General features: G+C 72.7%; 22 protein-coding genes. 13 read left to right on the top strand and 9 right to left on the bottom strand.

The features are described from left to right. Window positions 1–93: 93 nt before the first annotated feature. From infC to ACEXOX_RS11400, 10 genes are all read left to right on the top strand, one after another. Complete coding sequence (gene infC, locus ACEXOX_RS11445; RefSeq protein WP_078623950.1) at window positions 94–726, top strand: translation initiation factor IF-3; 633 nt, start codon at window positions 94–96, stop codon at window positions 724–726. Window positions 727–847: 121 nt separating this feature from the next. After that, entirely contained in the window at window positions 848–1,042 is a 195-nt protein-coding gene (gene rpmI / locus ACEXOX_RS11440; RefSeq protein ID WP_030017691.1) for a 50S ribosomal protein L35, read from the top strand. Window positions 1,043–1,145: 103 nt separating this feature from the next. Then, window positions 1,146–1,529 (top strand): 50S ribosomal protein L20, encoded by a 384-nt coding sequence (rplT, locus tag ACEXOX_RS11435; protein ID WP_406520324.1) that lies wholly within the window; start codon window positions 1,146–1,148, stop codon window positions 1,527–1,529. A 102-nt stretch (window positions 1,530–1,631) separates the two neighbouring features. Next, the gene (locus tag ACEXOX_RS11430) at window positions 1,632–2,486 is read left to right on the top strand and encodes a TrmH family RNA methyltransferase (RefSeq protein ID WP_406520322.1); all 855 of its coding nucleotides are present in this window, start codon (window positions 1,632–1,634) and stop codon (window positions 2,484–2,486) included. A gap of 40 nt (window positions 2,487–2,526) precedes the next feature. After that, window positions 2,527–3,660, top strand: a complete 1,134-nt coding sequence (locus ACEXOX_RS11425) for an ATP-binding protein (protein WP_406520321.1) — start codon at window positions 2,527–2,529, stop codon at window positions 3,658–3,660. A gap of 141 nt (window positions 3,661–3,801) precedes the next feature. Beyond that, entirely contained in the window at window positions 3,802–4,926 is a 1,125-nt protein-coding gene (gene pheS, locus ACEXOX_RS11420) for a phenylalanine--tRNA ligase subunit alpha (RefSeq protein ID WP_406520319.1), read from the top strand. Then, entirely contained in the window at window positions 4,926–7,454 is a 2,529-nt protein-coding gene (gene pheT / locus ACEXOX_RS11415; protein ID WP_406520318.1) for a phenylalanine--tRNA ligase subunit beta, read from the top strand. The genes pheS and pheT overlap by 1 nt, the downstream gene beginning before the upstream one ends. A 306-nt stretch (window positions 7,455–7,760) precedes the next feature. Continuing rightward, the gene (locus tag ACEXOX_RS11410) at window positions 7,761–8,987 is read left to right on the top strand and encodes a PP2C family protein-serine/threonine phosphatase (protein WP_406520317.1); all 1,227 of its coding nucleotides are present in this window, start codon (window positions 7,761–7,763) and stop codon (window positions 8,985–8,987) included. A gap of 133 nt (window positions 8,988–9,120) precedes the next feature. Beyond that, the gene (locus ACEXOX_RS11405) at window positions 9,121–10,458 is read left to right on the top strand and encodes a transcriptional regulator (RefSeq protein ID WP_406520315.1); all 1,338 of its coding nucleotides are present in this window, start codon (window positions 9,121–9,123) and stop codon (window positions 10,456–10,458) included. Between the two features lie 49 nt (window positions 10,459–10,507). After that, entirely contained in the window at window positions 10,508–11,038 is a 531-nt protein-coding gene (locus tag ACEXOX_RS11400) for an NUDIX domain-containing protein (RefSeq protein ID WP_030017683.1), read from the top strand. 33 nt (window positions 11,039–11,071) lie between these two features. Here ACEXOX_RS11400 and ACEXOX_RS11395 read toward each other — a convergent pair whose 3' ends face one another. Both ACEXOX_RS11395 and ACEXOX_RS11390 read right to left on the bottom strand, forming a co-directional pair. Then, window positions 11,072–11,329, bottom strand: coding sequence for a hypothetical protein (locus tag ACEXOX_RS11395; RefSeq protein WP_406520313.1), 258 nt, complete (start codon window positions 11,327–11,329; stop codon window positions 11,072–11,074). A gap of 584 nt (window positions 11,330–11,913) precedes the next feature. Continuing rightward, the gene (locus ACEXOX_RS11390) at window positions 11,914–12,771 is read right to left on the bottom strand and encodes a 3-hydroxybutyryl-CoA dehydrogenase (protein ID WP_406520312.1); all 858 of its coding nucleotides are present in this window, start codon (window positions 12,769–12,771) and stop codon (window positions 11,914–11,916) included. Window positions 12,772–12,950: 179 nt separating this feature from the next. Here ACEXOX_RS11390 and ACEXOX_RS11385 point away from each other — a divergent pair, with 179 nt between their 5' ends. Continuing rightward, window positions 12,951–14,267, top strand: a complete 1,317-nt coding sequence (locus ACEXOX_RS11385) for a glycoside hydrolase family 10 protein (RefSeq protein WP_406520311.1) — start codon at window positions 12,951–12,953, stop codon at window positions 14,265–14,267. A gap of 14 nt (window positions 14,268–14,281) precedes the next feature. Here ACEXOX_RS11385 and ACEXOX_RS11380 read toward each other — a convergent pair whose 3' ends face one another. Continuing rightward, complete coding sequence (locus ACEXOX_RS11380) at window positions 14,282–14,482, bottom strand: DUF1918 domain-containing protein (RefSeq protein WP_030017679.1); 201 nt, start codon at window positions 14,480–14,482, stop codon at window positions 14,282–14,284. Window positions 14,483–14,617: 135 nt separating this feature from the next. Continuing rightward, window positions 14,618–15,499, bottom strand: a complete 882-nt coding sequence (locus ACEXOX_RS11375) for a DMT family transporter (protein ID WP_406520310.1) — start codon at window positions 15,497–15,499, stop codon at window positions 14,618–14,620. Between the two features lie 212 nt (window positions 15,500–15,711). On the opposite strand from ACEXOX_RS11375, the gene ACEXOX_RS11370 reads away from it, so the two are divergent. Together ACEXOX_RS11370 and ACEXOX_RS11365 are read left to right on the top strand one after the other, a co-directional pair. Then, complete coding sequence (locus ACEXOX_RS11370) at window positions 15,712–17,181, top strand: PLP-dependent aminotransferase family protein (protein WP_406520309.1); 1,470 nt, start codon at window positions 15,712–15,714, stop codon at window positions 17,179–17,181. An 83-nt stretch (window positions 17,182–17,264) separates the two neighbouring features. Beyond that, complete coding sequence (locus ACEXOX_RS11365; protein ID WP_406520308.1) at window positions 17,265–17,765, top strand: GNAT family N-acetyltransferase; 501 nt, start codon at window positions 17,265–17,267, stop codon at window positions 17,763–17,765. Window positions 17,766–17,781: 16 nt separating this feature from the next. Here the strand turns inward: ACEXOX_RS11365 and ACEXOX_RS11360 are convergent, their stop codons facing one another. The 5 genes from ACEXOX_RS11360 to ACEXOX_RS11340 form a co-directional block, all read right to left on the bottom strand. After that, complete coding sequence (locus tag ACEXOX_RS11360; RefSeq protein WP_406520306.1) at window positions 17,782–19,179, bottom strand: alpha-glucosidase/alpha-galactosidase; 1,398 nt, start codon at window positions 19,177–19,179, stop codon at window positions 17,782–17,784. Beyond that, window positions 19,176–20,177, bottom strand: a complete 1,002-nt coding sequence (locus tag ACEXOX_RS11355; RefSeq protein ID WP_406520304.1) for a carbohydrate kinase family protein — start codon at window positions 20,175–20,177, stop codon at window positions 19,176–19,178. The genes ACEXOX_RS11360 and ACEXOX_RS11355 overlap by 4 nt, the downstream gene beginning before the upstream one ends. Before the next feature lie 95 nt (window positions 20,178–20,272). Continuing rightward, window positions 20,273–21,082, bottom strand: coding sequence for a carbohydrate ABC transporter permease (locus ACEXOX_RS11350; RefSeq protein WP_406526299.1), 810 nt, complete (start codon window positions 21,080–21,082; stop codon window positions 20,273–20,275). 107 nt (window positions 21,083–21,189) lie between these two features. Then, on the bottom strand, window positions 21,190–22,167 hold the full coding sequence (locus tag ACEXOX_RS11345; protein WP_406526298.1) for a carbohydrate ABC transporter permease: 978 nt from the start codon (window positions 22,165–22,167) through the stop codon (window positions 21,190–21,192). Window positions 22,168–22,487: 320 nt separating this feature from the next. Beyond that, window positions 22,488–23,906, bottom strand: coding sequence for an extracellular solute-binding protein (locus tag ACEXOX_RS11340; RefSeq protein WP_406520303.1), 1,419 nt, complete (start codon window positions 23,904–23,906; stop codon window positions 22,488–22,490). Between the last annotated feature and the right edge of the window lie 80 nt (window positions 23,907–23,986).

Genomic DNA, 23,986 nt, shown 5'->3' with positions numbered 1-23,986 from the left:
GCGTTTTTCGCATTCCGGCGCGGTTGGTCACATCGAAACAGACGTTACGCGGCAGTCCGCCAGGCTGTCGCGTGGTGCTACCGAGGAGGATCCATCAGCGCCGAGCCCCGCATCAACGACCGGATTCGTGTCCCTGAGGTGCGACTCGTCGGTCCCAGTGGCGAGCAGGTCGGCATTGTGCCGCTTGCCAAGGCCCTGGAGCTTGCGCAGGAGTACGACCTCGACCTGGTCGAGGTGGCGGCGAACGCCCGTCCGCCGGTCTGCAAGCTCATGGACTACGGAAAGTTCAAGTACGAGTCGGCCATGAAGGCCCGTGAGGCGCGCAAGAACCAGGCGCACACGGTCATCAAGGAGATGAAGCTCCGGCCGAAGATCGACCCGCACGACTACGACACCAAAAAGGGTCACGTCGTCCGGTTCCTCAAGCAGGGTGACAAGGTCAAGATCACGATCATGTTCCGTGGTCGCGAGCAGTCCCGTCCCGAGCTGGGCTTCCGACTGCTGCAGCGGCTCGCGGAGGACGTTCAGGACCTGGGGTTCATCGAGTCGAACCCCAAGCAGGACGGCCGCAACATGATCATGGTCCTCGGTCCGCACAAGAAGAAGACCGAGGCGATGGCCGAGGCCCGCGAGGCGCAGGCTGCCCGTAAGGCGGAGCGCCAGGGTCTTGCTCACGAGAGCGAGCAGGACGTCGAGGAGCCCGCCGAGGAGCCCGCCGAGGCGTGATCCAGGGCGCGAGCCCCGGAGTACGCCGGGGTCCGCCCCGGTTGCCAACCGATACATCTGACGCCCCCGGGTGCCGGTCCCCGGACCGGTGGGGGCGCCATCCAAGAGGAGAGAACGGCGCATGCCGAAGAACAAGACGCACAGCGGTGCCAGCAAGCGCTTCAAGGTCACCGGCTCCGGCAAGGTGATGCGGGAGCGCGCCGGCAAGCGCCACCTGCTCGAGCACAAGTCGTCCCGCGTGACGCGTCGCCTCACCGGCAACGCCGAGATGGCCCCGGGCGACGCCGCGAAGATCAAGAAGCTTCTCGGCAAGTAAGTCCTGACCGCCCGCCCACGGCGCGGTACAGGACCCCGACCGGGACCCATTCGATTCGGGCCGTGTGACGAACACCCACGGCCCCGCTACAAGGAGTTAACAAGTGGCACGCGTCAAGCGGGCAGTCAACGCCCACAAGAAGCGCCGGGCGATCCTCGAGCAGGCCAGCGGCTACCGCGGCCAGCGTTCCCGCCTCTACCGCAAGGCGAAGGAGCAGGTCACCCACTCCCTCGTCTACAACTACAACGACCGCAAGAAGCGCAAGGGCGACTTCCGTCAGCTGTGGATCCAGCGCATCAACGCCGCTGCCCGCGCCAACGGCATGACCTACAACCGCTTCGTGCAGGGTCTGAAGGCCGCCAACGTCGAGGTGGACCGCAAGATCCTGGCCGAGCTCGCGGTCAACGACTCCAACGCGTTCGCCGCGCTGGTCGAGGTGGCCCAGAAGGCGCTGCCGAGCGACGTCAACGCCCCGAAGGCCGCCTGAACCACGGCCCGAGGCACGTTTGTCACGGACCCGCAGGCCCCGGCCTGCGGGTCCGCCGCTTTCTGCACGCCCCCACCCACCCGAAGAAGTGAGCCGCCGCCCATGGGCACCCCCGAGTTGATCTCCCCGCGTTCCGCACGCGTCGCCGCTGCCCGGCGGCTGGCCCGCCGCAACTTCCGCGGCAAGGAGCGCCGGTTCATCGCCGAGGGTCCGCAGGCCGTACGGGAAGCCGTCGAGCACCGCTCCGGCGGCGAGCGCACGCTCGTCGAGCTGTTCGCCACCCCGGAGGCCGCCGAGCGGCACACCGAGATCGTCGCCGCGGTACGGGCGGCCGGCGTACCGGTCCACTTCGCCGACGACGCGACCGTCGCCGACCTCTCCCAGACCGTCACCCCGCAGGGCCTGATCGGCGTCTGCCGGTTTCTGGACTCGCCCTTCGAGGAGATCCTGGCCGCCCGGCCGAAGCTGGTCGCGGTGCTCGCCAACGTACGCGACCCCGGCAACGCCGGTACGGTGCTGCGCTGCGCGGACGCCGCGGGCGCCGACGCGGTCGTGCTGACCGACGCCTCCGTGGACCTCTACAACCCCAAGTCCGTACGCGCCTCGGTCGGCTCGCTCTTCCACCTCCCGGTCGCCGTGGGCGTACCGGTCGAACAGGTGGTCGGCGGGCTGCGGGACGCCGGCGTACGCATCGTGGCGGCCGACGGCGCGGGCGCCGACGACCTGGACGCCGAGCTGGACGCGGGCACCATGAGCGGCCCCACGGCCTGGGTGTTCGGCAACGAGGCGTGGGGGCTGCCCGAGGAGACCCGCGCACTGGCGGACGCCGTGGTGCGCGTCCCCATCCACGGCAAGGCCGAGAGCCTCAACCTGGCCACGGCCGCCGCCGTCTGCCTGTACGCCTCGGCCCGCGCCCAGCGCACCACCGGAGGGTGCCGGTCCGCCTCCCTCGGCTAGTAGGGTTGCGTGCCCGGGGGACCGGAAGGGGGTAGCGGGGATGGGTACGAGGGCATCCGGTACGACAGTCGCCGCCGATCCCTGTCCGGACGGCGGTCCCGGGCTCTTAGGGGCCGAGGCCACCGGCGCCGGGCTGCACCCCGACGACCTGCCCGACGGCCTGGTCGTCGCCGACGAGACCGGCCGCGTCGTCTGCTTCAACGCGGCCGCGGCCCGGATCACCGCCATCGACCCGCACGACGCGCTGGGCCGCCCGCTGGAGAAGGCGCTGCCGCTCCAGGACATCGAGGGCCGCCGCTGGTGGCAGCTGACCGATCCCTACGGGGGACTGGCGATCCGCAGCGGCCAGCCGGAGCGCAACCTGCTGCTCGGCGGCCGTGAGGTGCTGGTCTCCGCGCGCTACGTCCGCAGCCACCCCACCGGCCCCGTCCGGCGGCTGGTCGTCGCGCTGCGCGGCACCGAGGCGCGGCGCCGTACCGAGCTGTCCCACGCCGAGCTGATCGCCACCGTCGCCCACGAGCTGCGCTCTCCGCTCACCTCGGTGAAGGGCTTCACCGCCACCCTGCTCCAGAAGTGGGAGCGGTTCACCGACGACCAGAAGCGCCTGATGCTGGAGACCGTGGACGCGGACGCCAACCGCGTCACCCGGCTCATCGCCGAGCTGCTGGACATCTCCCGTATCGACTCGGGCCGGCTGGAGGTGCGGCGCCAGCGGGTGGACATGGTCGCCGCCGTACGCCGGCACGTCCAGGCGCAGGCGACGGCGGGGCAGCTGCCCGACCGTTTCCTGATCCGGACGACCGGGCCGCTGCCCGATCTGTGGGCGGACCCGGACAAGGTCGACCAGGTGCTGGGCAACCTGCTGGAAAACGCGGTGCGGCACGGCGCGGGAACCGTCACCATCGAGGTAGGAACGGCATCGAGCGCCTCCGGAGCGGAAGGGACGAGCGTCACCGTGAGCGACGAGGGCCCCGGCATCCCCGAGGAGTCGATGAGCCGCGTGTTCACCCGCTTCTGGCGGGGCAGCAAACGCGGCGGCACCGGCCTGGGCCTCTACATCGTCAAGGGCATCGTCGAGGCCCACGGCGGCACGATCACGGTCGGCCGGGCGCCGGCCGGCGGCGCCCTGTTCCGATTTATCCTGCCCGTCGGGACCCCGGCCTTCATGGCCTGAGCGGCGCCCGGCGGGCCCACCCCCGTCGGGGCTCGGATGAGGCGCGGCCGCCCTGCCCCGTAGACTGCACCTTTGGCACCTTTGGCACTGCACACGTCGGGGGCAAGCCGCGCGCCAAGCCCATCGGAAGCACGGGAAGAGATGTCCGCACCCAATAAGTCGTACGACCCTGTCGAGGTCGAGGCCCTGAAACCGGAAGAGATCGCCCGCATGCGGGACGAGGCGCTCGCCGCCATCGCCGCCGCCGGTGACCTCCAGGCGCTCCACGAGGTGAAGGTCGCGCAGACCGGCGGCACCTCGCCGCTGGCGCTGGCCAACCGCGAGATCGGCGCGCTGCCGCCGCAGGCCAAGGCCGAGGCCGGCAAGCGCGTCGGCCAGGCCCGCGGCCAGGTGAGCCAGGCGCTCAAGAAGCGCCAGGAAGAGCTGGAGGCGGAGCGCGACGCCCGGGTGCTGGTCGAGGAGGCGGTGGACGTCACACTGCCGTACGACCGCGCCCAGGCCGGTGCCCGGCACCCGCTCACCACCCTCTCCGAGCGGATCGAGGACGTCTTCGTGGCCATGGGCTACGAGGTCGCCGAGGGCCCCGAGGTCGAGTCGGAGTGGCTGAACTTCGACGCCCTGAACCTCTCGCCGGACCACCCGGCCCGCACGACGCACGACACGTTCTTCGTCGAGAACGCCGCGACCGGGACCGACCAGTCCGGTGTGGTGCTGCGTACCCACACCTCGCCCGTGCAGATCCGGTCGATGCTCGACCGCGAGCCGCCGCTGTACGTGGTCTGCCCCGGCCGCGTCTACCGCACCGACGAGCTGGACGCCACCCACACCCCGGTGTTCTCCCAGGTCGAGCTGCTCGCCATCGACGAGGGCCTGACCATGGCGGACCTCAAGGGCACCCTGGACCACATGGTCAGGGCGCTCTTCGGCGAGGGCATGCAGACCCGGCTGCGGCCGAACTACTTCCCGTTCACCGAGCCGTCCGCCGAGATGGACATGGTCTGCTACGTCTGCCGCGGCGCCTCCGTCGGCGACCCGGAGCGTCCGTGCCGCACCTGCTCCAGCGAGGGCTGGATCGAGCTGGGCGGCTGCGGCATGGTCAACCCGCGGGTGCTGGTCGCCTGCGGCGTCGACCCGGAGAAGTACAGCGGATTCGCCTTCGGGTTCGGCATCGAACGGATGCTGATGTTCCGCCACAACGTCGAGGACATGCGAGACATGGTCGAGGGTGACGTCCGGTTCACCCGGCCTTTCGGGATGGAGATCTGATGCGGGTCCCGCTTTCTTGGCTGCGGGAGTACGTCGACCTGCCGGACGGCGAGTCCGGCCGGGACGTACAGGCCAAACTCGTCGCCACCGGTCTGGAGGTCGAGACCGTCGAGCAGCTGGGCGCCGGTCTGGAAGGCCCCCTGGTCGTCGGCAAGGTGCTGACCATCGAGGAGCTGGAGGGCTTCAAGAAGCCGATCCGCTTCTGCACGGTCGACGTCGGCCAGGCCAACGGCACCGGTGAGCCGCAGGAGATCGTCTGCGGCGCCCGCAACTTCGCGGTCGGCGACAAGGTCGTCGTGGTGCTCCCCGGCGCCACCCTGCCCGGCGACTTCAAGATCGCCGCGCGGAAGACGTACGGCAAGGTCTCGCACGGCATGATCTGCTCGGGCGACGAGCTGGGCATGGGCGATGACGGCAGCGGCGGCATCATCGTGCTGCCGCCCGAGTACGAGCCCGGCACCGACGCCATCGAGCTGCTCCAGCTCGTCGACGAGGTCCTGGACATCGCCGTCACCGCCAACCGCGGCGACTGCCTGTCCATGCGCGGCATCGCCCGCGAGGCCGCCATCGCCTACGGCCTGCCGCTGCGCGACCCCGCGCTGCTGGACGTGCCGCCGCCGAACTCCTTCGGCTACCCGGTCAAGGTCGCCGACCCGATGGGCTGCGACCGCTTCACGGCCCGTACGGTCGTCGGGCTGGACCCGGAGGCGCGTTCCCCGATCTGGCTGCGGCGCCGTCTCCAGAAGGCCGGGATGCGCCCGATCTCGCTCGCCGTGGACGTCACCAACTACGTGATGCTGGAGCTCGGCCAGCCGCTGCACGCCTATGACCGCTCCCGCGTGGACGGCACGATCGGTGTGCGCCGCGCGGAGCCCGGCGAGAAGCTGACGACCCTGGACGGCACGAAGCGCGTCCTGGACGCCGGTGACCTCGTCATCACCGACAACCGCGGCCCCATCGGCCTCGCGGGTGTCATGGGCGGTGCCAACACCGAGATCGCGGACGCGGTGGCCGACCCGGAGACCGGCGTGGTCGACGGCACCACCGAGGTCGTCATCGAGGCCGCGCACTTCGACGCGGTGGCCATCGCCCGTACGGCCCGCCGCCACCGGCTGACCTCCGAGGCGTCCAAGCGCTTCGAGCGCGGCGTGGACCCGCAGGCCGCGTCCGCCGCGGCGCAGCGCACCGTCGACCTGCTGGTGCTGCTCGCGGGCGGCACCGCCGAGGCCGGCGTCACCGAGGTCGTCTCGCCCAGCGGGCCGCGCACGATCACCGTGCGCGCGGACCACCCGGACCGCGTCGCGGGCGTCACGTACGGCCGCGAGACCGTCGTACGCCGCCTCCAGCAGGTGGGCTGTGACGTGTACGGCCAGGACGAGCTGGTCGTGACGGTGCCGTCCTGGCGGCCCGACCTGACCGACCCGAACGACCTGGCCGAAGAGGTCATCCGCCTGGAGGGCTACGAGAACCTGCCCTCCACGCTGCCGAAGCCGCCCGCCGGGCGGGGCCTGACCGAGCGTCAGCGGCTGCACCGCCGGGTCGGCCGCGCGCTGGCCGGCGCCGGTTACGTCGAGGCGCTGAACTACCCGTTCATCGGCGAGACGGTGCTCGACCAGCTCGGCATCGAGGACGACGACCCGCGCCGCCGGGCCGTGCGGCTGGTCAACCCGCTCTCGGACGAGGAGCCGCTGCTCCGTACGACGCTGCTCCCCGGCCTGCTCGGCGCGCTGCGCCGCAACGACGGCCGCGGCTCGCACGACCTCGCGCTCTTCGAGACCGGCCTGGTCTTCCGGCCGACCGGCGACGAGAAGCCGTCCGTACGGCTGCCCGTCGACCGCCGGCCGACCGACGAGGAGATCGCCGCGCTGGACGCCGCGCTGCCCGAGCAGCCGCGCCGCGTCGCGGCGGTGTTCGCCGGTGCCCGCGAGCAGGACGGCTGGTGGGGCAAGGGCCGCCCGGCGACCTGGGCGGACGCCGTCGAGGCGGGCCGCACCGTGGCGCGCGAGGCGGGCGTCGAGCTGATCGTGCGCCAGGACCAGCACGCGCCCTTCCACCTGGGCCGCTGCGCGGCGCTGCTCGCCGTGATCGACGGCGAGGAGGTGCTCGTCGGCAACGCCGGTGAGCTGCACCCGCGCGTCACCAAGGCGCTCGGCCTGCCGGAGCGCACCGGCGCGATGGAGATCGACCTGGACCGTGTGGAGCGGGCCGGGCCGGGTGCCGTCCAGGCCCCGCGGATCTCCACCTTCCCGGTCGCCACCCAGGACGTCGCGCTGATCGTGGACGCGTCGGTCCCGGCGGCGGAGGTCGAGACGGCGCTGCGCTCCGGCGCGGGCGAGCTGCTCGAATCGCTGCGGCTGTTCGACGTGTTCACCGGCGAACAGGTGGGCGAGGGCAAGAAGTCCCTGGCCTACGCGCTGCGCTTCCGGGCACCCGACCGCACGCTGACCGCCGACGAGGCGTCCGCCGCCCGTGACGCGGCGGTCGCGGCAGCGGTCGAGCGGACGGGCGCGGTGCTGCGCGGCGCCTGAGCCACACGCGATCCCGGCGGGGCCCGGCGACGAACCTGAGGTTCGTCGCCGGGCCCCGGTGCGTGGTGACGACGGGTGGCGTCGTGGAGACGGGCACGTGGTGGCGATGGGTGCGTCGTGGAGCCGGATGTGTCGTGGCGACCGGTGTGCCGACCTTCATCCGATCGGGTGAGATCAGAGCGCAACGTATCCGTTTGAGCACATGCGGTCGCGAGAATCGTCAGCGGACGATGCGGCTTGCTCAGACAGCGGGTCTGCCGCGGGACCGGGCCGACCGCCTCGATGGTTGCTGGGGGAAGCATCGGCATGATCCGATCCTGGGCGTGGCGGAGTGCCGCGCGGCCGCGGGCCGCGCGGGCCCGGCGGGCCTTCGTCCTCGTGCTGCCCGGCCTGTGGGTGCTCGGCGTGGTGGTCTGGGAGCTGTGCACCCCCGCCGAAGGCCAGTTCCTCCAACTCCTCGCCGCGGCCCCCGCCATAGCCTGCGCCGGCACCGGCCGGCGTCAGTGTGTCGTGCTCGGCGGCCTGTGCGCCCTGCTCGCGCTGCTGCCCCTCGGGACGGTGTCCTCCGGGGCGCATCCCCTCACCCGGATCGGCACGTGCTGCGCCGTCCTCGTGGTCGTCGCCGCCAGCTACCTGACCGCTGGCCGGCGCCTGCGCCTGCTGCGGGAGCTGGAGCGTACGAAGGAGGTGGCCACCGCGGCGCAGCAGGTGCTGCTGCGCCCGCCGCCCTCGCGGGTGGACGGCATCGTGGTCGCCGCCGACCACCTGGCGGCGGGCGAGGCCGCGACGGTCGGCGGCGATCTGTACGACGTCGTGGCGACCCGGCACGGCGTACGGGTCGTCATCGGCGACGTGCGCGGCCACGGCCTCGGGGCCCTGGGCACGGTCGCCGCGGTGCTCGGCAGCTTCCGTGAGGCCGTGCACGACGAGCCGGAACTGGGCAGCGTGCTCCGCCGTCTGGAGCGCGCGCTGCACCGGCACCTGCGGGAGCGGGCGCGCGCGGAGCACCCGTCGGCAGGCGGCGGGGAGCCGGAGAACCCGCTGTCCGAGGAGTTCGTGACGCTGCTGCTGGTGGAGATCGCCCGGGACGGCGCCGTACGGACCCTCAACTGCGGGCACCCCTGGCCGTACCGCCTCAGCCGCAGCGGCGCGCTGCCGGACGCGCCCGGCGAACCGATGCCGCCGCTCGGCCTCTTCCCGCTGCCCGCCGAACTGCCGGTGACCGACTGCCCGCCGCTGCTGCCCGGCCAGGCGATCTTCCTGCACACCGACGGGGCCACGGACGCGCGGGACGCCGACGGCACGTTCTTCCCGCTGCCGCAGGCGCTCGACGAGAGCGTCCGGTCGGTCCGGGACTGCCGCGCCTCCGCGGTCGTCGAAGGCGTACGGGCCGCGCTGCTGCGCCATTGCGGCGGGCGGCTGTCCGACGACGTGGCGCTGCTGGTGCTGTGCAACGACCGCCTGCGGGTACCCGCCGGGGCGGACCCGGCAGCCCTGGCACGCGGGCGCGTCCGGGCGGGCCGGGCGGAGTGAAGCAGGGCGCGGCCGGTTCGCACCCCGTGTGAAGCCCGCTTGATTACGCTGATCTCAAGGGTTGTTGAGTCGACAAGTCTACGAGCGGTCGTCCCGGCCGGGGAGGGCGGGGCGGCCCCGTCAGGAGGGCACCATGGAGCCCAACAGCCTGCTCGACGCGATTCTCGACGAGGCAGGCATATCGCACGCCGGGCTGGCGCTGCACGTCAACCAGCTCGGCCGGCAGCGCGGACTCGCGCTGCGCTACGAACACACGGCCGTGGCCCGGTGGCTGAAGGGCCAGCGGCCGCGGGGCCAGGTGCCCGACCTCATCTGCGAGGTGCTCAGCGAGCGGCTGCACCGCGCGGTGGGGCTCGACGACATCGGACTGAGCCGGCCGGGGGTGCGCCGCGCCCCGGACACGCCGCTCTCCGGCTTCGTGGAACGGGCCACCGCGCTGTGGCGTTCCGACGAGCAGCAGCGCCCCCATGTGCTGTCCGCCCCCGCCCTCACCGGTACCTCGGCGGTCATCCCCGTCTGGGAGTGGGAGAACCCGCCCGAGGACTCCGACGTGTCCCGGACCGGCCTGACCAGGGTCTCCATGGCGGACATCGAAATGCTCCGCGCGGCGCGTACGCACTACGAGCAGATGTACCGGAAGGCGGGTGGTATCGCGACGAGAACGCGGATCGTGGGATTCCTCAACACCGAGGCGGCGCCGCTGCTGCGCGGCAGCTACACCGACGCGACGGGCCGTCAGCTCCACCGGGCCACCGGCGGGCTGGTGGCCGTCGCGGGAATCTGTGCGTACGACTCGGACGCCCTCGGGCTGGCCCAGCGCTACTTCCATCAGGCGCTGCGGCTGGCCAAGGCGAGCGGGGACCGGGGGCTCGGCGCGTACGTCATCGCGCTGCTGGTCAACCAGTCCCTGTTCGTACGGGAGTACCGTCAGGCGGTCGCCTTCGCGGAGGCCGCCCTGCGGGCGGCGGGGCCGCAGATCACCCCGGCACTCGCGGCGGACCTCTACGCGATGCAGGCCAAGGCGTACGCGCGCCTGGGGGACGGCGCGAGCGCGCTCTCCTGCATCCGGCGTGCGGAGGCGGCGGCCGAGCGCATCCGCCCTGGTCAGGAACCCGACGAAACGGATTACGTCCAGCCGGGCCTGGTGAACGTCCAAGTGGCGGAGGCGCTGCTGAGCCTGGGGGACCTGCGGGCCGCCCGGGCCCATGCGGACGCCGCCGTCGACACCCCCGCGCACGACCGGGGCCGGGTCCACCGGCTGGCCATGCTCACCCATATCGAGCTGCGCCAAGGGGACGCGGACCAGGCTGTGGCCAACGCCGCGCAGATGACCGAACAGGCGCGGGGAATGGAGTCGCAGCGGTTACGGGACCGGCTGCGGGCGGTGCGCGAGCACCTGTCCGAAACCGGAGGGTCCGCCACCGACCGAGCTGCCGATCTGATCGACGAGGCGCTGCGCGTTCCACTGTGAGGCCGGCCCGTGTCACCTTGCCTGCTCAACGGCGGAAGGTGGCACATACGTGCGATGGAAGAATCTCAGTGAGCAGACCGTGTACGAGAACCGCTGGTTCCGGGTCAACCTCGCCGATGTCGAACTCCCCGACGGCCGCCATCTGGATCATTTCCTGATCCGGCTGCGCCCCGTCGCCGTGGCCACAGTGGTCAACGAGGCCAACGAGGTGCTGCTGCTGTGGCGGCACCGCTTCATCACCGACACCTGGGGATGGGAACTCGCCGCGGGCGTGGTCGAGGACGGCGAGGACATCGCCGCCGCGGCCGCCCGGGAGATGGAGGAGGAGACCGGGTGGCGCCCCGGCCCCCTCGAACACCTCCTCTCCGTGGAGCCGTCCAACGGCCTCACGGACGCCCGGCACCACATCTTCTGGTCCGACCAGGGCGCGTACGTGGGCCATCCCGAGGACGACTTCGAGTCGGACAAACGGGAGTGGGTCCCCCTGAAACTGGTACCCGACATGATCGCGCGAGGGGAGGTGCCGGCCGCCAACATGGCGGCCGCTCTGCTGCTGCTGCATCACATCCGGCTGGGGTGACCCGGCCCGCGGCGTGCCGCGGGCCCGCCGGCCTCAGTGCCCCATCGCCTGCCATACGGCGATCGCCAGCGCCGCGAGCCCCGTGAGTGCGGCGATGGAGGGCAACGGCCAGCGGCCGTGCTCCAACCGCGTGACGCGGGCCTGCAAGTCGCCCGCGTCACGCTCGTTCTGTTCGGAGCGCTGCGCGAGCAGCGCCAGTTGGCCGTCGACACGTGCCGTCCGCACATCGAGGCAGCGTCTCAACTCCGCCATGTCGGTGGCAACCAGCTCGGGTTCGGGGTGGGCGGTCACGGTCCGCTTCCTCTTTCCTCTCTCGGGCGGGACTTCGTTGTCCATACGGGCACCAGTCAACTACCTCGGCACGTACGGGGGGAGCGTGTGCGGGACGAATATGCGAGTCTGCCGCGCACACCCCGTGTGAAGTCACCCGCCGTGACGGCTGCCGGGGGAGTGCCCGTTTCACACGGGGTGCGAATCCCGCACCCGAAGAGGCCGCCTTCACACGCTCCCGGTCACGGCCGAAAAGGCCGACGCTGGTTTCAACGGGGGCCGCTGCCGGTGGACGGGCGCCCATCGGCCGGTTGTCCGCCCGCCGTCTTTCCCCCGAGCGGCGGGCGGACCACGACGGGGGTCGCCACTCAGGGAATCGGGGACGACGGGCGGCACGGACGGTCGCGGGCTTCGCACCGGCGACGCGGAGAAGGGCGGGACCGGGGCACCGGTCCCGCCCTTACTCCTGTGCGCGGGGTGCGCCGTGGCGCACGAGATCCGTACGGGATCAGTACGGATCAGTACGGATCAGTACCGATCGGTACGGGTCAGTACGGATCGGTACGCGTCACGTACGAGCTGCGTACGGATCAGCACCGGATGGATCAGTACGAGTAGAAGCCCGACCCGGTCTTGCGGCCGAGGCGGCCCGCGTCGACCATGCGCGCCAGCAGCGGAGGAGCGGCGTAGAGGGCTTCCTTGTACTCCTCGTACATCGAGGTGGCGACCGAGGCGACCGTGTCCAGGCCGATCAGGTCGGAGAGCTTGAGCGGGCCCATCGGGTGGGCGCAGCCCATCTCCATGCCGTTGTCGATGTCCTCGCGGCTGGCGATGCCGGACTCGAACATCCGGATCGCGGAGAGCAGGTACGGGATCAGCAGGGCGTTCACGACGAAGCCGGAACGGTCCTGGGCGCGGATGGCGTGCTTGCCCAGCACGTTCTGGACCAGCGCCTCGGCCCGCTTGATCGTTTCCTCGCCGGTGGTCAGCGCGGGGATCAGCTCCACCAGCTTCTGCACCGGCGCCGGGTTGAAGAAGTGGATGCCGATGACCTGGTCCGGGCGGGAGGTCGCGACGGCCAGCTTCACCAGCGGGATGGAGGAGGTGTTGGAGGCCAGGATCGCGTCCGGGCGGGTGACCACCTGGTCGAGGACCTGGAAGATCTCCGTCTTGACCTGCTCGTTCTCCACGACCGCCTCGATGACGAGGTCGCGGTCGGCGAACTCACCGAGGTCCGTGGTGAAGCTGAGCCGGCCGAGCGTCGCGTCGCGTTCCGCGACGGTGATCTTGCCGCGCTCCGCCGCCTTGCCGAGGGAGTTGGTCAGCCGCGTACGGCCCAGCTCCAGCGCCTCGCCGGTGGTCTCAGCGACCATCACGTCCAGGCCGGAGCGGGCGCACACCTCGGCGATACCGGCGCCCATCTGGCCGCAGCCCACCACTCCGACGCGTTCGATGTCGGTCACATCGTGCCTTTCGCTGATCTCGGGGTCCGGCGGGGCGCGCGGGACCGTCCGTACCTGCGGCAGGGACCCCGGCGTCCGCCTCGGCCCCGACGTTACTCCGCGGAATGCTGTGTGGCGGGGGCAGGGGCGGGCATTCTGGTGTCCTGAGACGGACGTTCCGGACACTTTGGGGGCGCAGCATGAGACGGATCACACGGAGAGCGTTCGCGGTCGCGGCTCTCTCGGCAGCCGCCGCGGCATCGGCACCGGGGAGCGCGGCGGCCCGCGGCCGCGGTGCGGACAGCGGCCGGCCGGAGTTCCGCGGCATGTGGCTGGCCACGGTCGCCAACCGGGACTGGCCCTCCAAGGCGGGCCTGCCCGCCGCCTCGCAACAGGCCGAACTGCGCGCGTACCTGGACGCGGCGGTGGCACGCCGCCTGAACACGGTGGTCTTCCAGGTGCGGCCGACGGCGGACGCGCTCTGGCCGTCCCCGTACGAGCCCTGGTCGGAGTACCTGACCGGCGTCCAGGGCCGGGACCCCGGCTGGGACCCGCTCGGCTTCGCCGTGCGCGAGGCCCACCGGCGCGGCCTGGAGCTGCACGCCTGGTTCAACCCGTACCGCATCGCCAACCACACCGACCCGTCGCGGCTGGTGCCGACCCATCCGGCGCGGCTGCGTCCGGACTGGGCCGTGCCGTACGGCGGCAAGCTGTACTACAACCCGGGGCTGCCCGAGGTCCGCGCCTTCGTGCAGGACGCGATCCTCGACGCGGTGGAGCGCTACGACATCGACGGCGTCCACTTCGACGACTACTTCTACCCGTACCCGGTGGCGGGCCAGACCTTCGACGACGACGCCGCGTACGCGGAGTACGGCGGGGACTTCGCGACCCGGGCGGACTGGCGGCGCGACAACATCGACCTACTGGTGCGCGAGACCGCGGAGCGGGTGCGGGACGCGCGGTCGCCGGACGGCGGCCGGTGGCCCGGCCGGAGCGGCGCAGGACGGTGGCGCAGGCCGCGCCGTACGCACCACCGGCCCGTACGGTTCGGTATCAGCCCCTTCGCCATATGGCGCAACCAGGCCACCGATCCGGCCGGTTCGGACACCCGCGCGGGTGTGCAGACCTATGACGACCTCTACGCCGACACCCGCAAGTGGGTGCGTGAGGAGTGGATCGACTACATCGTGCCGCAGGTCTACTGGAACATCGGCTTCCCCACCGCCGACTACGCCAAGCTCCTGCCCTGGTGGTCGGAGACGGTCACCGGCACCCGCGTCCAGCTGTGCGTCGGCGAGGCGCTGTACAAGGCGGGCGCGCCGGGCCAGCCGCCCGCCTGGCAGGATCCCGCCGAACTCTCCCGCCACCTCACGCTGGCCCGCGGCTACCCGCAGGTGCGCGGCCACATCTTCTTCTCCGCGAAGGAGGTGGCCGAGGACCGCACCGGCGCGATGGCGCGGGTCGTCGCCGACCACTACCACGGTCCGGTGCGGCCCCCGCGCCCCGCGTCGTGAGCGGCGGCCGGCCCCTACTCCTGGGCGTCGGCCGTGAAGTGCCGTACGACGGTGTCCGGGCCGGGCGACATCAGCGTCTCGTGGCCGTCCTCGAAACGCACCCGGTACGGCGGGGTGCCGTCCGCCCCCAGGACTTCGATGATCTCGGCGGTCCGGTCGTGCTGCCCCACGATCCTGCCGTGCACCAGCAGCCGGTCTCCCACACTCGCTCTCATCGGCTACGGCCTCCTCGTCAGTCGGTCGGAGGGTGACTGTTGCGTGGCCGTCAGTCTACGGCCGGGCTCCGCCGATGCACCTGCGGAACGCGCCACCCGCCCGAGTCCGGTACGGACTTTTGCCGCCCCCGCCGGTCAGGCGGCCGAGCGCTGGGTGACGGCGATGCACAGGAGTACGGCGACGGCGGCGACCGGGGCGGCCAGCGGCAGCTGTTCGCCGAGCAGCAGCACCGACCAGACCAGCGTGAGCAGCGGCTGGGCGAGCTGGAGCTGACTGGCCTTGGACACGCCGACGGCCGCCATGCCGCGGTACCAGACCACCAGGCCGAGGAACTGCGAGCCGAGGGCCAGCCACAGCAGGCCGGCCACCGCGTGCGCCGTCAGGTGCGGCGGTTCGGCGAGCAGGGCCAGGGCGGCACCGGGGAGGGTGATCGGCAGGGCCAGCAGCAGTGCCCAGCCGGTCACCTGCCAGCCGGGCAGGTGGCGGGCGAGCCGGCCGCCCTCGGTGTAGCCCGCCGCGCACACCAGGAGCGCCGCGAAGAGGTAGAGGTCGCCGGAGCTCAGCGCGCCGCCGCTCTGCTGGACGGCGAAGCCGATGACGACGACCGCGCCGGCCAGCGCCGCGGCCCAGAAGGTGCGTGACGGGCGGGCGCCGGTCCGTACGGCCGAGAACGCGGCGGTGGTCAGCGGCAGCAGACCGACGACGACCGCGGCGTGCGAGGTGGTGGAGGTCTCCAGCGCGAGGGTCGTCAGCAGCGGGAAGCCGAGGACGACACCGGCCGCCACGACGGCCAGGCCCGCCCAGTGGCGGCGCTCCGGCAGCCGGACGCGGAAGACGGCCATGCAGCATCCGGCGACGGCGGCGGCGAGCACGCTGCGCAAGGTCACGACCGTCCAGGCGCCCATGCCTTCCAGGGCCCAGGCGGTGGCCGGGAAGGTGAGGGAGAAGGAGGCGACACCGAGGGCGGCGAGCAGGGTGCCACGGGCGGCGGCGCGGGGTGCGGGGGCGTGCGTCACGGGTGCCGGGCGCGGGGGCGCGCCGACCGGGGCCGCGCCGGCCGGCGCGGTGGCACTGGGGGCGGGCCGGCGGCCTCGGTGGCGGGGCGGGCTTCGGCGGCCGGGGGAAGGCTCCGGTGGGCCCGGCGCCCGGGGAAGCGGCTCCTGCGGACCCGGCACCCGGGGCGTTGACCGCTATCGCGCTGCCTGGAGTAGCGCTATCGTGATCTCTCATGCATGAGCGTAGCAGCGTCGCTGAACTGGCCGCCATCCTCCGGGGCGGCCTCAACCGCTACTCTCCGGGTGAGAAGCTGCCGTCCAGCCGCGCCCTGGTCGAACGGCACCGGGTGAGCCCGGTGACGGTCTCCCGCGCCCTGGCCGAGCTGACGGCCGAGGGGCTGGTGGTCACCCGCCCCGGCGCCGGCGCCTTCCGCGCCGAGGCCCGGCCGCGAGCCCGCCCGGTGGACACCTCCTGGCAGGAGATCGCGCTGAGCGCGGAGGCCGCCGACGACCACACGCCCCGTGGCGTGGACGCCTCCGGCGTGCTGGCCACCCTGGCCGCGCCCGCCCCCGGCGTCATCGAGCTGAACGGCGGCTACCTGCACCCCGGCCTCCAGCCGGAACGCGCGCTCGCCGCCGCGCTCGCGCGGGCCGGGCGGCGCCCCGGCGCCTGGGGCCGCCCGCCCATGGAAGGCGTCACCGAACTGCGGGCCTGGTTCGCGCGTGAGATCGGCGGCCCCGGCGGCACGCTCGCCGAATCGGACGTCCTGGTGACGGCGGGCGGACAGAGCGCGCTGACCGCGGCGCTGCGCGCGCTGGCCCCGCCCGGCGCGCCGGTGCTCGTCGAGTCACCGACGTACCCGGGCATGCTGGCCGCCGCCCGCGCGTCCGGGCTGCGGCCCGTCCCCGTACCGATGGACGCGGACGGGGTGCGCACCGACCTGCTGGCCGAGGCCTTCCGTGCCAGCGGGGCCCGGCTCTTCGTCTGCCAGCCGCTCTTCCAGAACCCGACCGGGACCGTACTGGCCGCCGGCCGCCGGGCCGAGGTGCTGCGGATCGCCCGCGCGGCCGGCGCGTTCGTGGTCGAGGACGACTTCGCGCGCCGCCTCGTCCACGAGGACGCGCCGCCGCTGCCGCCCACGCTGATCGCCGACGACCCGGACGGCACGGTCGTCCACGTCTGCTCGCTGACCAAGGCCACCTCGCCGAGCCTGCGCGTGGGCGCGCTCGCCGCGCACGGGCCCGTCCTCGACCGGCTGCGCGCCATCCAGGTCGTGGACAGCTTCTTCGTGCCCAGGCCGCTTCAGGAGGCGGCCCTGGAACTGGTCGGTTCCCCGGCCTGGAGCCGCCATCTGCGCTCCATCTCCGGAAAGTTGGCGGTGCGGCGGGACGCCCTGGCCACGGCACTCCGGAAGCATTTCGGCGGTACGGAGCCGAGCGGGGCGGGCCCGGGCGTGCAGGTGGTCCCGCCGGGCGGCTACCACTTCTGGCTGCGCCTGCCCGACGGTACGGACGAGGCGGCACTGGCCGGCGCGGCACTGCGCGCGGGCGTGGCGGTCGCGCCCGGCCGCCCGTACTTCGCCGCCGAGCCCCCGGCCCCGCACCTGCGCCTGACGTTCGCCTCGGCCGCCGGAACCGCCGAACTGGTCGAGGGGGCGCGGCGGTTGCGCGCGGCGTACGAGGAAGTGGCGGGGGACGGGTGAGCCGACGGACGGAGCGAGGGGCCACGGGCGGGGCTTCGGGTAATGCGTTCGACTCCGGGCGGCTCCTCTGCGAGCCTCCGTCCATGAACGACAGCATCCCCGACGCTCCGGGCGAGCGCGCGCCCGCGGCCGTGTCCGACGGCGTTCCGGCCGGTTACGAGGTCTCCACCGACGCGGACCGGCTGGACCTGGCCCTGATCCACCACTGGCTCTCCACGGACGCCTACTGGGCGCTCGGCCGCCCGCGCGAGCGCCAGGACCGCGCGGTGGCGGGGTCGCTCAACTTCGGCCTCTACGAGAACGGGGCGGCGGACGGCGGCCCCGGCCGGGGCCGGCAGGTCGGCTACGCCCGCGTCGTCACCGACCGCACCACCTTCGCCTGGCTCTGCGACGTCTACATCGCCCCCGCCGCCCGCGGCAAGGGACTCGGCACCGCCCTCGTCACCCACATCTGCGACCACCTGACGCCGTACGGCCTGAGCCGCATCCTGCTGGCGACGGGCGACGCCCACGACGTGTACGCGCGGGTGGGCTTCGAGCCGCTGGCCGAGCCGGGCAAATGGATGGCGCTCGGCCTCCAGTAGCGGTGCCGGGCCCGGCTCAGTGCCCCAGCACCTCCCGCAGTTCCGGCTGGAGCAGGTCGGCGTGGGCGCGTACGAGGTCGTCGCAGAGGTCCCAGATCCGCTCGACGGGCAGCGCGGCCGCGGTGGCCGGGTCGGCCATCGCCGCGTGCCTGATGTGGCGCGGGTCGCCGTCCACCGCGGCCCGTACGACCAATTCGCCGGCGCTGACACAGGCCCGGTTCAGGGCCGCGCACTGCGGGGGCAGGGCGCCGACCCGGGTGGGCTGCACACCCAGTGAGTCCACCAGGCACGGCACCTCCACCACGGCGGTGCCGGGCAGGTTGTCGATCAGGCCCTGGTTGGGGACGTTGCCGTAGACCGTGCGCGGGGTGCCGGAGACGATGCTGTGGATGATCTGCGGGGCGTACTCCATCGTGCCCTCCACCGGCAGCGGTGTCCCGGCGGCGAGCGCGTCCCGGGTCCGCTCGTACTCCGCGGCGTTCTCCTTGATGATGTCCAGGTACGTGCCGATCGGCAGCCGCAGCCGCTCCACCTCGCTGTCGTGGTGGAGATACCAGGGCACGTACTCGGAGGAGTGCTCGCTGGTCTCGGTGGGGTAGTAACCGAGCCTGCGGTACATGTCCACGCGTACCCGGCGCAGCAGTTGCGGGTCCTTGGCGATCACGTCGTCGAGCAGCGGGTACAGGTCCTGCCCGTGCCGTTCGAAACGCAGCAGCCACGCCTGGTGGTTGACGCCCGCGGCCAGGTAGGAGACCTCCTCGTACGGGACGCCCAGCAGCTCGGCGAGGTCGTGCACGGTCCAGTACACCGAGTGGCACAGGCCGACGACGCGGCGCAGCGGCGTGGCCTGCGCCAGGTACATCACGTTCATCGCCATCGGGTTCGTGTAGTTCAGCAGCCACGCGTCCGGGCAGAGTTCGGTGATGTCCTCTGCGAGGGCGCGCAGCAGCGGGAAGGTCCGCAGGGCGCGGAAGATGCCGCCGACGCCGAGGGTGTCGCCGATGGTCTGGCGCAGCCCGTAGCGGGCGGGGATGCGGAAGTCCAGGCGGGTGGCCTCGTCCATGCCCACCTGGACGGTGTTGATGACGAAGTCTGCGCCTTCGAGCGCCGCCCGGCGGTCGAGGTGCGCGGTGACGACCGGCTCGGCGCCGCGGGCGGCGGCGATGTGGCGGGCCGCGCCTTCGGCGGTGGCGAGGCGTTCCGGGTCGATGTCGTGCAGGGCGACGTGCACGCGCCGCAGTTCGGGGAAGGCGAGCAGGTCGGCGAGGAGTCCCTGGGTGAAGACGACGCTGCCGGCGCCGATGAAGGCGATTTTTGTGGTGCGGGGGGCGGTGCTGCTGGTCGGGAAGGTGCTGCCGATTGGTGCGGTGCTCCTGATCGGGGCCGTGCTGCCGGTCGGTGCGGTGCTGGTCATGCGTGGCTCCCTGGTCGGGTCGTGAGGGCGGCGGCGGTACGGGCCTCGTCCCAGGTGGGCTGGGCTGCCGTACCGCCGTGGGCGCGGGTGGACAGGGCGCCGCAGGCCGCGGCGAAGGAGAGCGCCGCGGGCAGGTCCATGCCGTGCAGGACCGCGGCGACGAAACCGGCGTCGAAGCTGTCCCCGGCGCCGACGCTGTCCACCGGGTCGGCGGGAACGGCGGCCGTACGGGTCAGCGTGACGCCGTCGTGGGCGAGCGCGCCCGCCGCGCCGTCCTTGACGACGACGAGCGGGCCGAGGCGGGCGAGGGCGGCGGCAGCAGCGGCAGCGGCGGTCGGGCCGGTTTCGGGTCCGTCGCCTGTCGGCGGCCCGGGCGCCAGGGTCGCGGCCAGCGCCCGTGCTTCCGCCGCGTTCGGCAGCAGGAAGTCGGTGGACTTCAGTACGGGAGCCAGGAGTTCCGGATCCCAGCGCTGTGCCGGGTCGTCGTTGGTGTCGAGCGAGGTGGCGGCGCCGTGCCCGCGGGCCCGCGCGAAGAGGTCGCCGAGCGCCCGGGCCAGCCGCGGCATCAGGAAGAACGATCCGGCGTGTACGTGCCGGGCGTCGGCCAGCAACCGGTCCGGAACGTCCTGCGCCCCGGTGGCCACCAGGCAGCCGGGGGCGGTGAGGATGGCGCGGTCGTCACCCTGGGTGAGGACGGTGGTGAGCGGGGTGGGCCGTTCCGGGTCGGTGACCAGCGCCGAGACGTCCACGCCGCGCTCGGCCAGTGCCGTACGGACGAAGGCGCCCGCGGCGTCGTCACCGATCCGCCCGGCGAACGCCACACGCAGCCCCAGCCGCGCCGCTCCACAGGCCGTGATCGCGGCCGAACCGCCCTTCAGGAGGCTTCCCGAGGCGACGAGGCGCTCGCGTTGCCCGAATTCCAGGGTGCGTGGGACGGGTCCGACCACGACGTCGGGGTTGGCGTCGCCGATCACGAGGAGGTCGAAGGAGCGGGGCACGGGTACCTCCGGGGCGGGACGGGGCGAGGGCTGGGGTTGTGGCTGTGGTTGTGGCTGTGGCTGATTGAGGGGATCGGTACGGGCGAGGGACCGGGCTACCCCTTCAACCCGCTCGACGTCAGTGACTGGATGAAGGTCTTCTGCGCGAAGAGGAACGCCACCAGCACCGGCAGCACCGTGAGCACATTGCCCGCCATGATCGCCGACCACCGGTTGTGGTGCTGCCCCTGGAAGGTCGTCAGCCCCAACTGGAGCGTGTACTGGGTGTCGTGGTTGATGGCGATGAGCGGCCAGGTCAGGTCGTTCCAGGTGGTCAGGAAGGTCAGTACGGCGACGGTCGCCAACGCGGGGCGGGCCAGCGGCAGGACGACGGAGTACAGCACCCGCAGCCGTGAGCACCCGTCGATCCAGGCCGCCTCCTCCAGTTCCCGGGGCAGCGCCAGGAAGAACTGCCGGAAGAGGAAGACCGCGAACGGCGTGACCAGGGACGGCACGATCAGCGCCCCCAGCGTGTCGATCAGCCCCAGGTTCTTCATCACCAGGAACGTCGGGATCATGGTGAGCTGGAACGGGACGACCATGGTCGCCAGCATCAGCCCCAGCAGCAGCCGTGACCCGGCGAACCGCATCCGGGCGAAGGCGTAGCCGCCCAGCGAGCCGAGCAGCAGGTTGGAGAGGACCGCGGTGACCGCGACGATCGAGGAGTTGGCGAACCACCGCGGGAACATCGCGTTGCCCAGCACGTAGTCGTACCCGTCGAGATCGATCCCGGACGGCCACAGCGACGGCGGGAAACGGTTGATCTCCGCGTTGCTCATCACCGAACTGAGCACCAGCCACACCAGCGGCAGCGCGAAGCCCAGCGACAACGGCGCGAGCACCAGGTGCCAGGCGCTGAAGGGCAGCCGCCGGGGCCTGGCGGGACGTCGTGGCGCGGCGGTTCCGGGCGGCCCGGAGGTGCCGGACGCGCCGGACGCGCCTGCGGTCCCGGGCGGCACGGCCGCGGGCGCGCTCAACGGACCGCTCCGTCCGGCGCGGCACCCGGCCGGCGCCGCCGGTACAGGCGCAGGGCGGCCCCCACGAGGAGCAGGGCGACCGCGAGGACGTACGCGGCGGCGGCCCCGTATCCGGCGGTGAACATCTGGAACGCCTGCTCCCATACGAAGTAGACGATGACGGTGGTCGACCCGAGCGGGCCGCCCTTCGTGGTGACGTAGATCAGGTCGAACACCTGGAGCGCGGTGATCAGTTGCCACAGCAGCAGGAAGACGGTCACCGGCGTCAGCGAAGGCAGCTTGATGTGCCACAGCACCCGTATCCGGCCCGCGCCGTCCAGCCGCGCCGACTCGATCAGCTCCGGCGGAACGTCCTGGAGCGCGGCCAGATAGACGACGACACAGAAGCCGATCCCGCTCCACAGCGAGATGAGCACCAGCAGGTACAGCGCCTGCCTGGGGTCGGAGAGGAAGCCCTGCGGGGACACGCCCAGGTGGTGCAGCAGGGAGTTGGCGACCCCGAACTGCGGGTCGAGGATGAAGAAGAACAGCACACCCTGCGCCGCGGCCGAGATCACGAACGGGATGAAGAGCAACGTCCGGTAGAGGCCGATCAGCCGGATGCGGCGGTTGAGCGCCAGCGCGAGCGCCAGTCCGCCGATCAGGCTGAGCGGCACGTACAGGCCCGCGTACATCAGGGTGTTCTCCACCGCCGTACGGAAGCCCGGATCCCGCACCAGCGCGTGGTAGTTGTCCAGCCCCACCCAGCGCCCCGGCGTGACCAGGTCGTCCGCCCGGAAGGAGAGCAGCAGCGACCAGACGACGGGGACGATGCCCAGGCCGAGGATGATCAGGACGGCCGGACTGATGAAGGCCCAGGCGGCGGCGTTCTCGCGGCGGGCACGGGCGGCGAGGGTGCGGGGGCGGCGGGTGGCGCGGGAATCCGGAGGCCGGCCCGCGGGGCCTTGGCCGGCGCCGTCGCGGTGCGGATTCAGGGTGAGGGGGCGAGGGGGCGTACGGAGGGGGTGAGGGCGGGGGCGGGCTTGTGGCGTATGGCTGGGCTCCGTACGGTCCGGTCCCGTGCGGCTCGGGTTCGTACGGCTCGGGTCCGTGCGGCTCGGGTCCGTATGACCTGGCTCCGTACGGCCCGGATCCGAATGGCTCGGGTTAGTACGGCCTGGCTCCGTACCGTCCGGATCCGTACCGTCCCGTTCCGTAGGGCCCCGCGCCGCCCGGTGGTCCGCCCGAGGTTCTGACGACATGGCACCCTCTCCCGTCCGGCCGTGTCCGGCCGCCTCGTGGGCGTCGTCGGGTCTCATCGCGGGATCAGCAGGGCCGCGTCGGCTTTTTCGGCACAGGTGCGCAGCGCCTCGGCGGGCGAGCTGCGGCCCAGCAGCACCGCCACGATCGCCTCCCCGACGGCCTGCGAGATCTGCGGATAGGCCGGATGGACGGGCCGGACCCGCGCGGTGTCCAGCGCCTTGGTGAACACCGGCAGCCCGATCGTCCCCGCCGAGTGCCGCCGCCATTCCGGGCGCGCGGCCGTCGCCTTGCTCAGCGGCAGGCTGCCGCCGTCCATCGCCCACCGCACGTCCTGCGCCGGGTCGCCCAGCCAGCGCAGGAACTCGACGGCCGCCCGGGAACGTTCCGGCCCGTTGTCGAAGACGGTCCAGGTGTCCGGGCCGGAGATCGTGCAAGGCCGGCCGCTGTACGTCGGCGATGCCACCACGGCGTAGTCGACCTTGCCTTCGATGATGTCCGGCAGCTCCCACGGCCCGGTGGCCATCATGCCCATCCGGCCGCCGATGAAGACCTGGTGCATCTGCTCGCTGCCCGGCTTGGGGTCGATGTAGACGCTCTTGTCGGCGGCGAGCCGCGCCAGGGTGCCCAGCGCCTGCTCCCCGACGTCCCGGAAGCCGATGCTGTGCCCGTCCGGGGCGATGACCTCGCCGCCGAGGTCCCACACCAGCGGCCACAGCCGCCACACGGTGTCCTCGTCACCGGCGCCGGGCCAGCTCGTACCGAAGGTGCCGCGGCGCGGATCGGTCAGCAGGCGAGCCGTACGCACGAAGTCGTCCCACGTCCAGCCCGCCTCGGGGTAGGGCACCCCGGCTTGCCGGAACAGCTTGCGGTTGTAGACGACGCACAGGGAGTCCAGCAAGGCGGGCGCGGCCCGCACCTGGCCGTTGAGCTGGACCGCGGCACGGACCGAGTCCCAGAACTGCGGCCAGTACGCGGTGCCGCGCAGCGCGTCGTTGAGGTCGACGACGCGAGGGCTGCGGGCCACCCGGGCCAGGTCGGCCCCGAAGACGTACGCGATGTCCGGGTACGAGCCCGCGGCCAGCGCCGCCGTCACCTTCTGCAGCATGGCGTCGGCCACCACCCCGCCGCCCCCGGCGTCGACCCGGATGCGCGACTGCCGGCGGTTGAAGTTGTCGACGAGCGACTGCATGGCCTTGCGGCCGGTGTCGGCCTGGCCGTGCCACAGTTCGACGGTGGTCCTGCCGTCGGCCCCCACGCTGTCGACGGCCGAGGACTGACAGGCACCGAGAAGCGGCGCGCCCGCGACGCCGGCCGCCAGCGCGGCGCCGGTGTGCAGGAGACGGCGCCGGGTCGGTTCGCCGGGCTGGTGCCGGGTCGGCCCGCTGGGTCGTGGTGTGCCGCCGTCGTACTGTGAGGCCCGTAAGGCCCGTAAGTCTGCCGAGCCCGTGTCCCCGCCGGTTGCGTCGCGCATCAGCGGCCACCCCCTCGAAGAACCGGTTCAAGGTTCCGCAGAACCGTTTGCGCCCGCCCTCGCGGCCCCCGAACCGTACG

The organism is Streptomyces sp. Ac-502 (assembly GCF_045222935.1).
GTDB classification, from domain to species: Bacteria; Actinomycetota; Actinomycetes; order Streptomycetales; family Streptomycetaceae; genus Streptomyces; species Streptomyces monomycini.
Note: the sequence above shows the minus strand (reverse complement) of the source record. Positions and strands in the feature narration are given on the sequence as shown.

Coding starts and splice junctions, on each gene's coding strand:
- pheT (WP_406520318.1), top strand. CDS start 4,926: ATGCGGGTCCCGCTTTCTTGGCTGCGGGAGTACGTCGACCTGCCGGAC.
- ACEXOX_RS11410 (WP_406520317.1), top strand. CDS start 7,761: ATGATCCGATCCTGGGCGTGGCGGAGTGCCGCGCGGCCGCGGGCCGCG.
- ACEXOX_RS11380 (WP_030017679.1), bottom strand. CDS start 14,482: ATGAGAGCGAGTGTGGGAGACCGGCTGCTGGTGCACGGCAGGATCGTG.
- ACEXOX_RS11425 (WP_406520321.1), top strand. CDS start 2,527: ATGGGTACGAGGGCATCCGGTACGACAGTCGCCGCCGATCCCTGTCCG.
- rpmI (WP_030017691.1), top strand. CDS start 848: ATGCCGAAGAACAAGACGCACAGCGGTGCCAGCAAGCGCTTCAAGGTC.
- pheS (WP_406520319.1), top strand. CDS start 3,802: ATGTCCGCACCCAATAAGTCGTACGACCCTGTCGAGGTCGAGGCCCTG.
- ACEXOX_RS11385 (WP_406520311.1), top strand. CDS start 12,951: ATGAGACGGATCACACGGAGAGCGTTCGCGGTCGCGGCTCTCTCGGCA.
- ACEXOX_RS11365 (WP_406520308.1), top strand. CDS start 17,265: ATGAACGACAGCATCCCCGACGCTCCGGGCGAGCGCGCGCCCGCGGCC.
- ACEXOX_RS11370 (WP_406520309.1), top strand. CDS start 15,712: ATGCATGAGCGTAGCAGCGTCGCTGAACTGGCCGCCATCCTCCGGGGC.
- ACEXOX_RS11340 (WP_406520303.1), bottom strand. CDS start 23,906: ATGCGCGACGCAACCGGCGGGGACACGGGCTCGGCAGACTTACGGGCC.
- ACEXOX_RS11360 (WP_406520306.1), bottom strand. CDS start 19,179: ATGACCAGCACCGCACCGACCGGCAGCACGGCCCCGATCAGGAGCACC.
- ACEXOX_RS11430 (WP_406520322.1), top strand. CDS start 1,632: ATGGGCACCCCCGAGTTGATCTCCCCGCGTTCCGCACGCGTCGCCGCT.
- ACEXOX_RS11405 (WP_406520315.1), top strand. CDS start 9,121: ATGGAGCCCAACAGCCTGCTCGACGCGATTCTCGACGAGGCAGGCATA.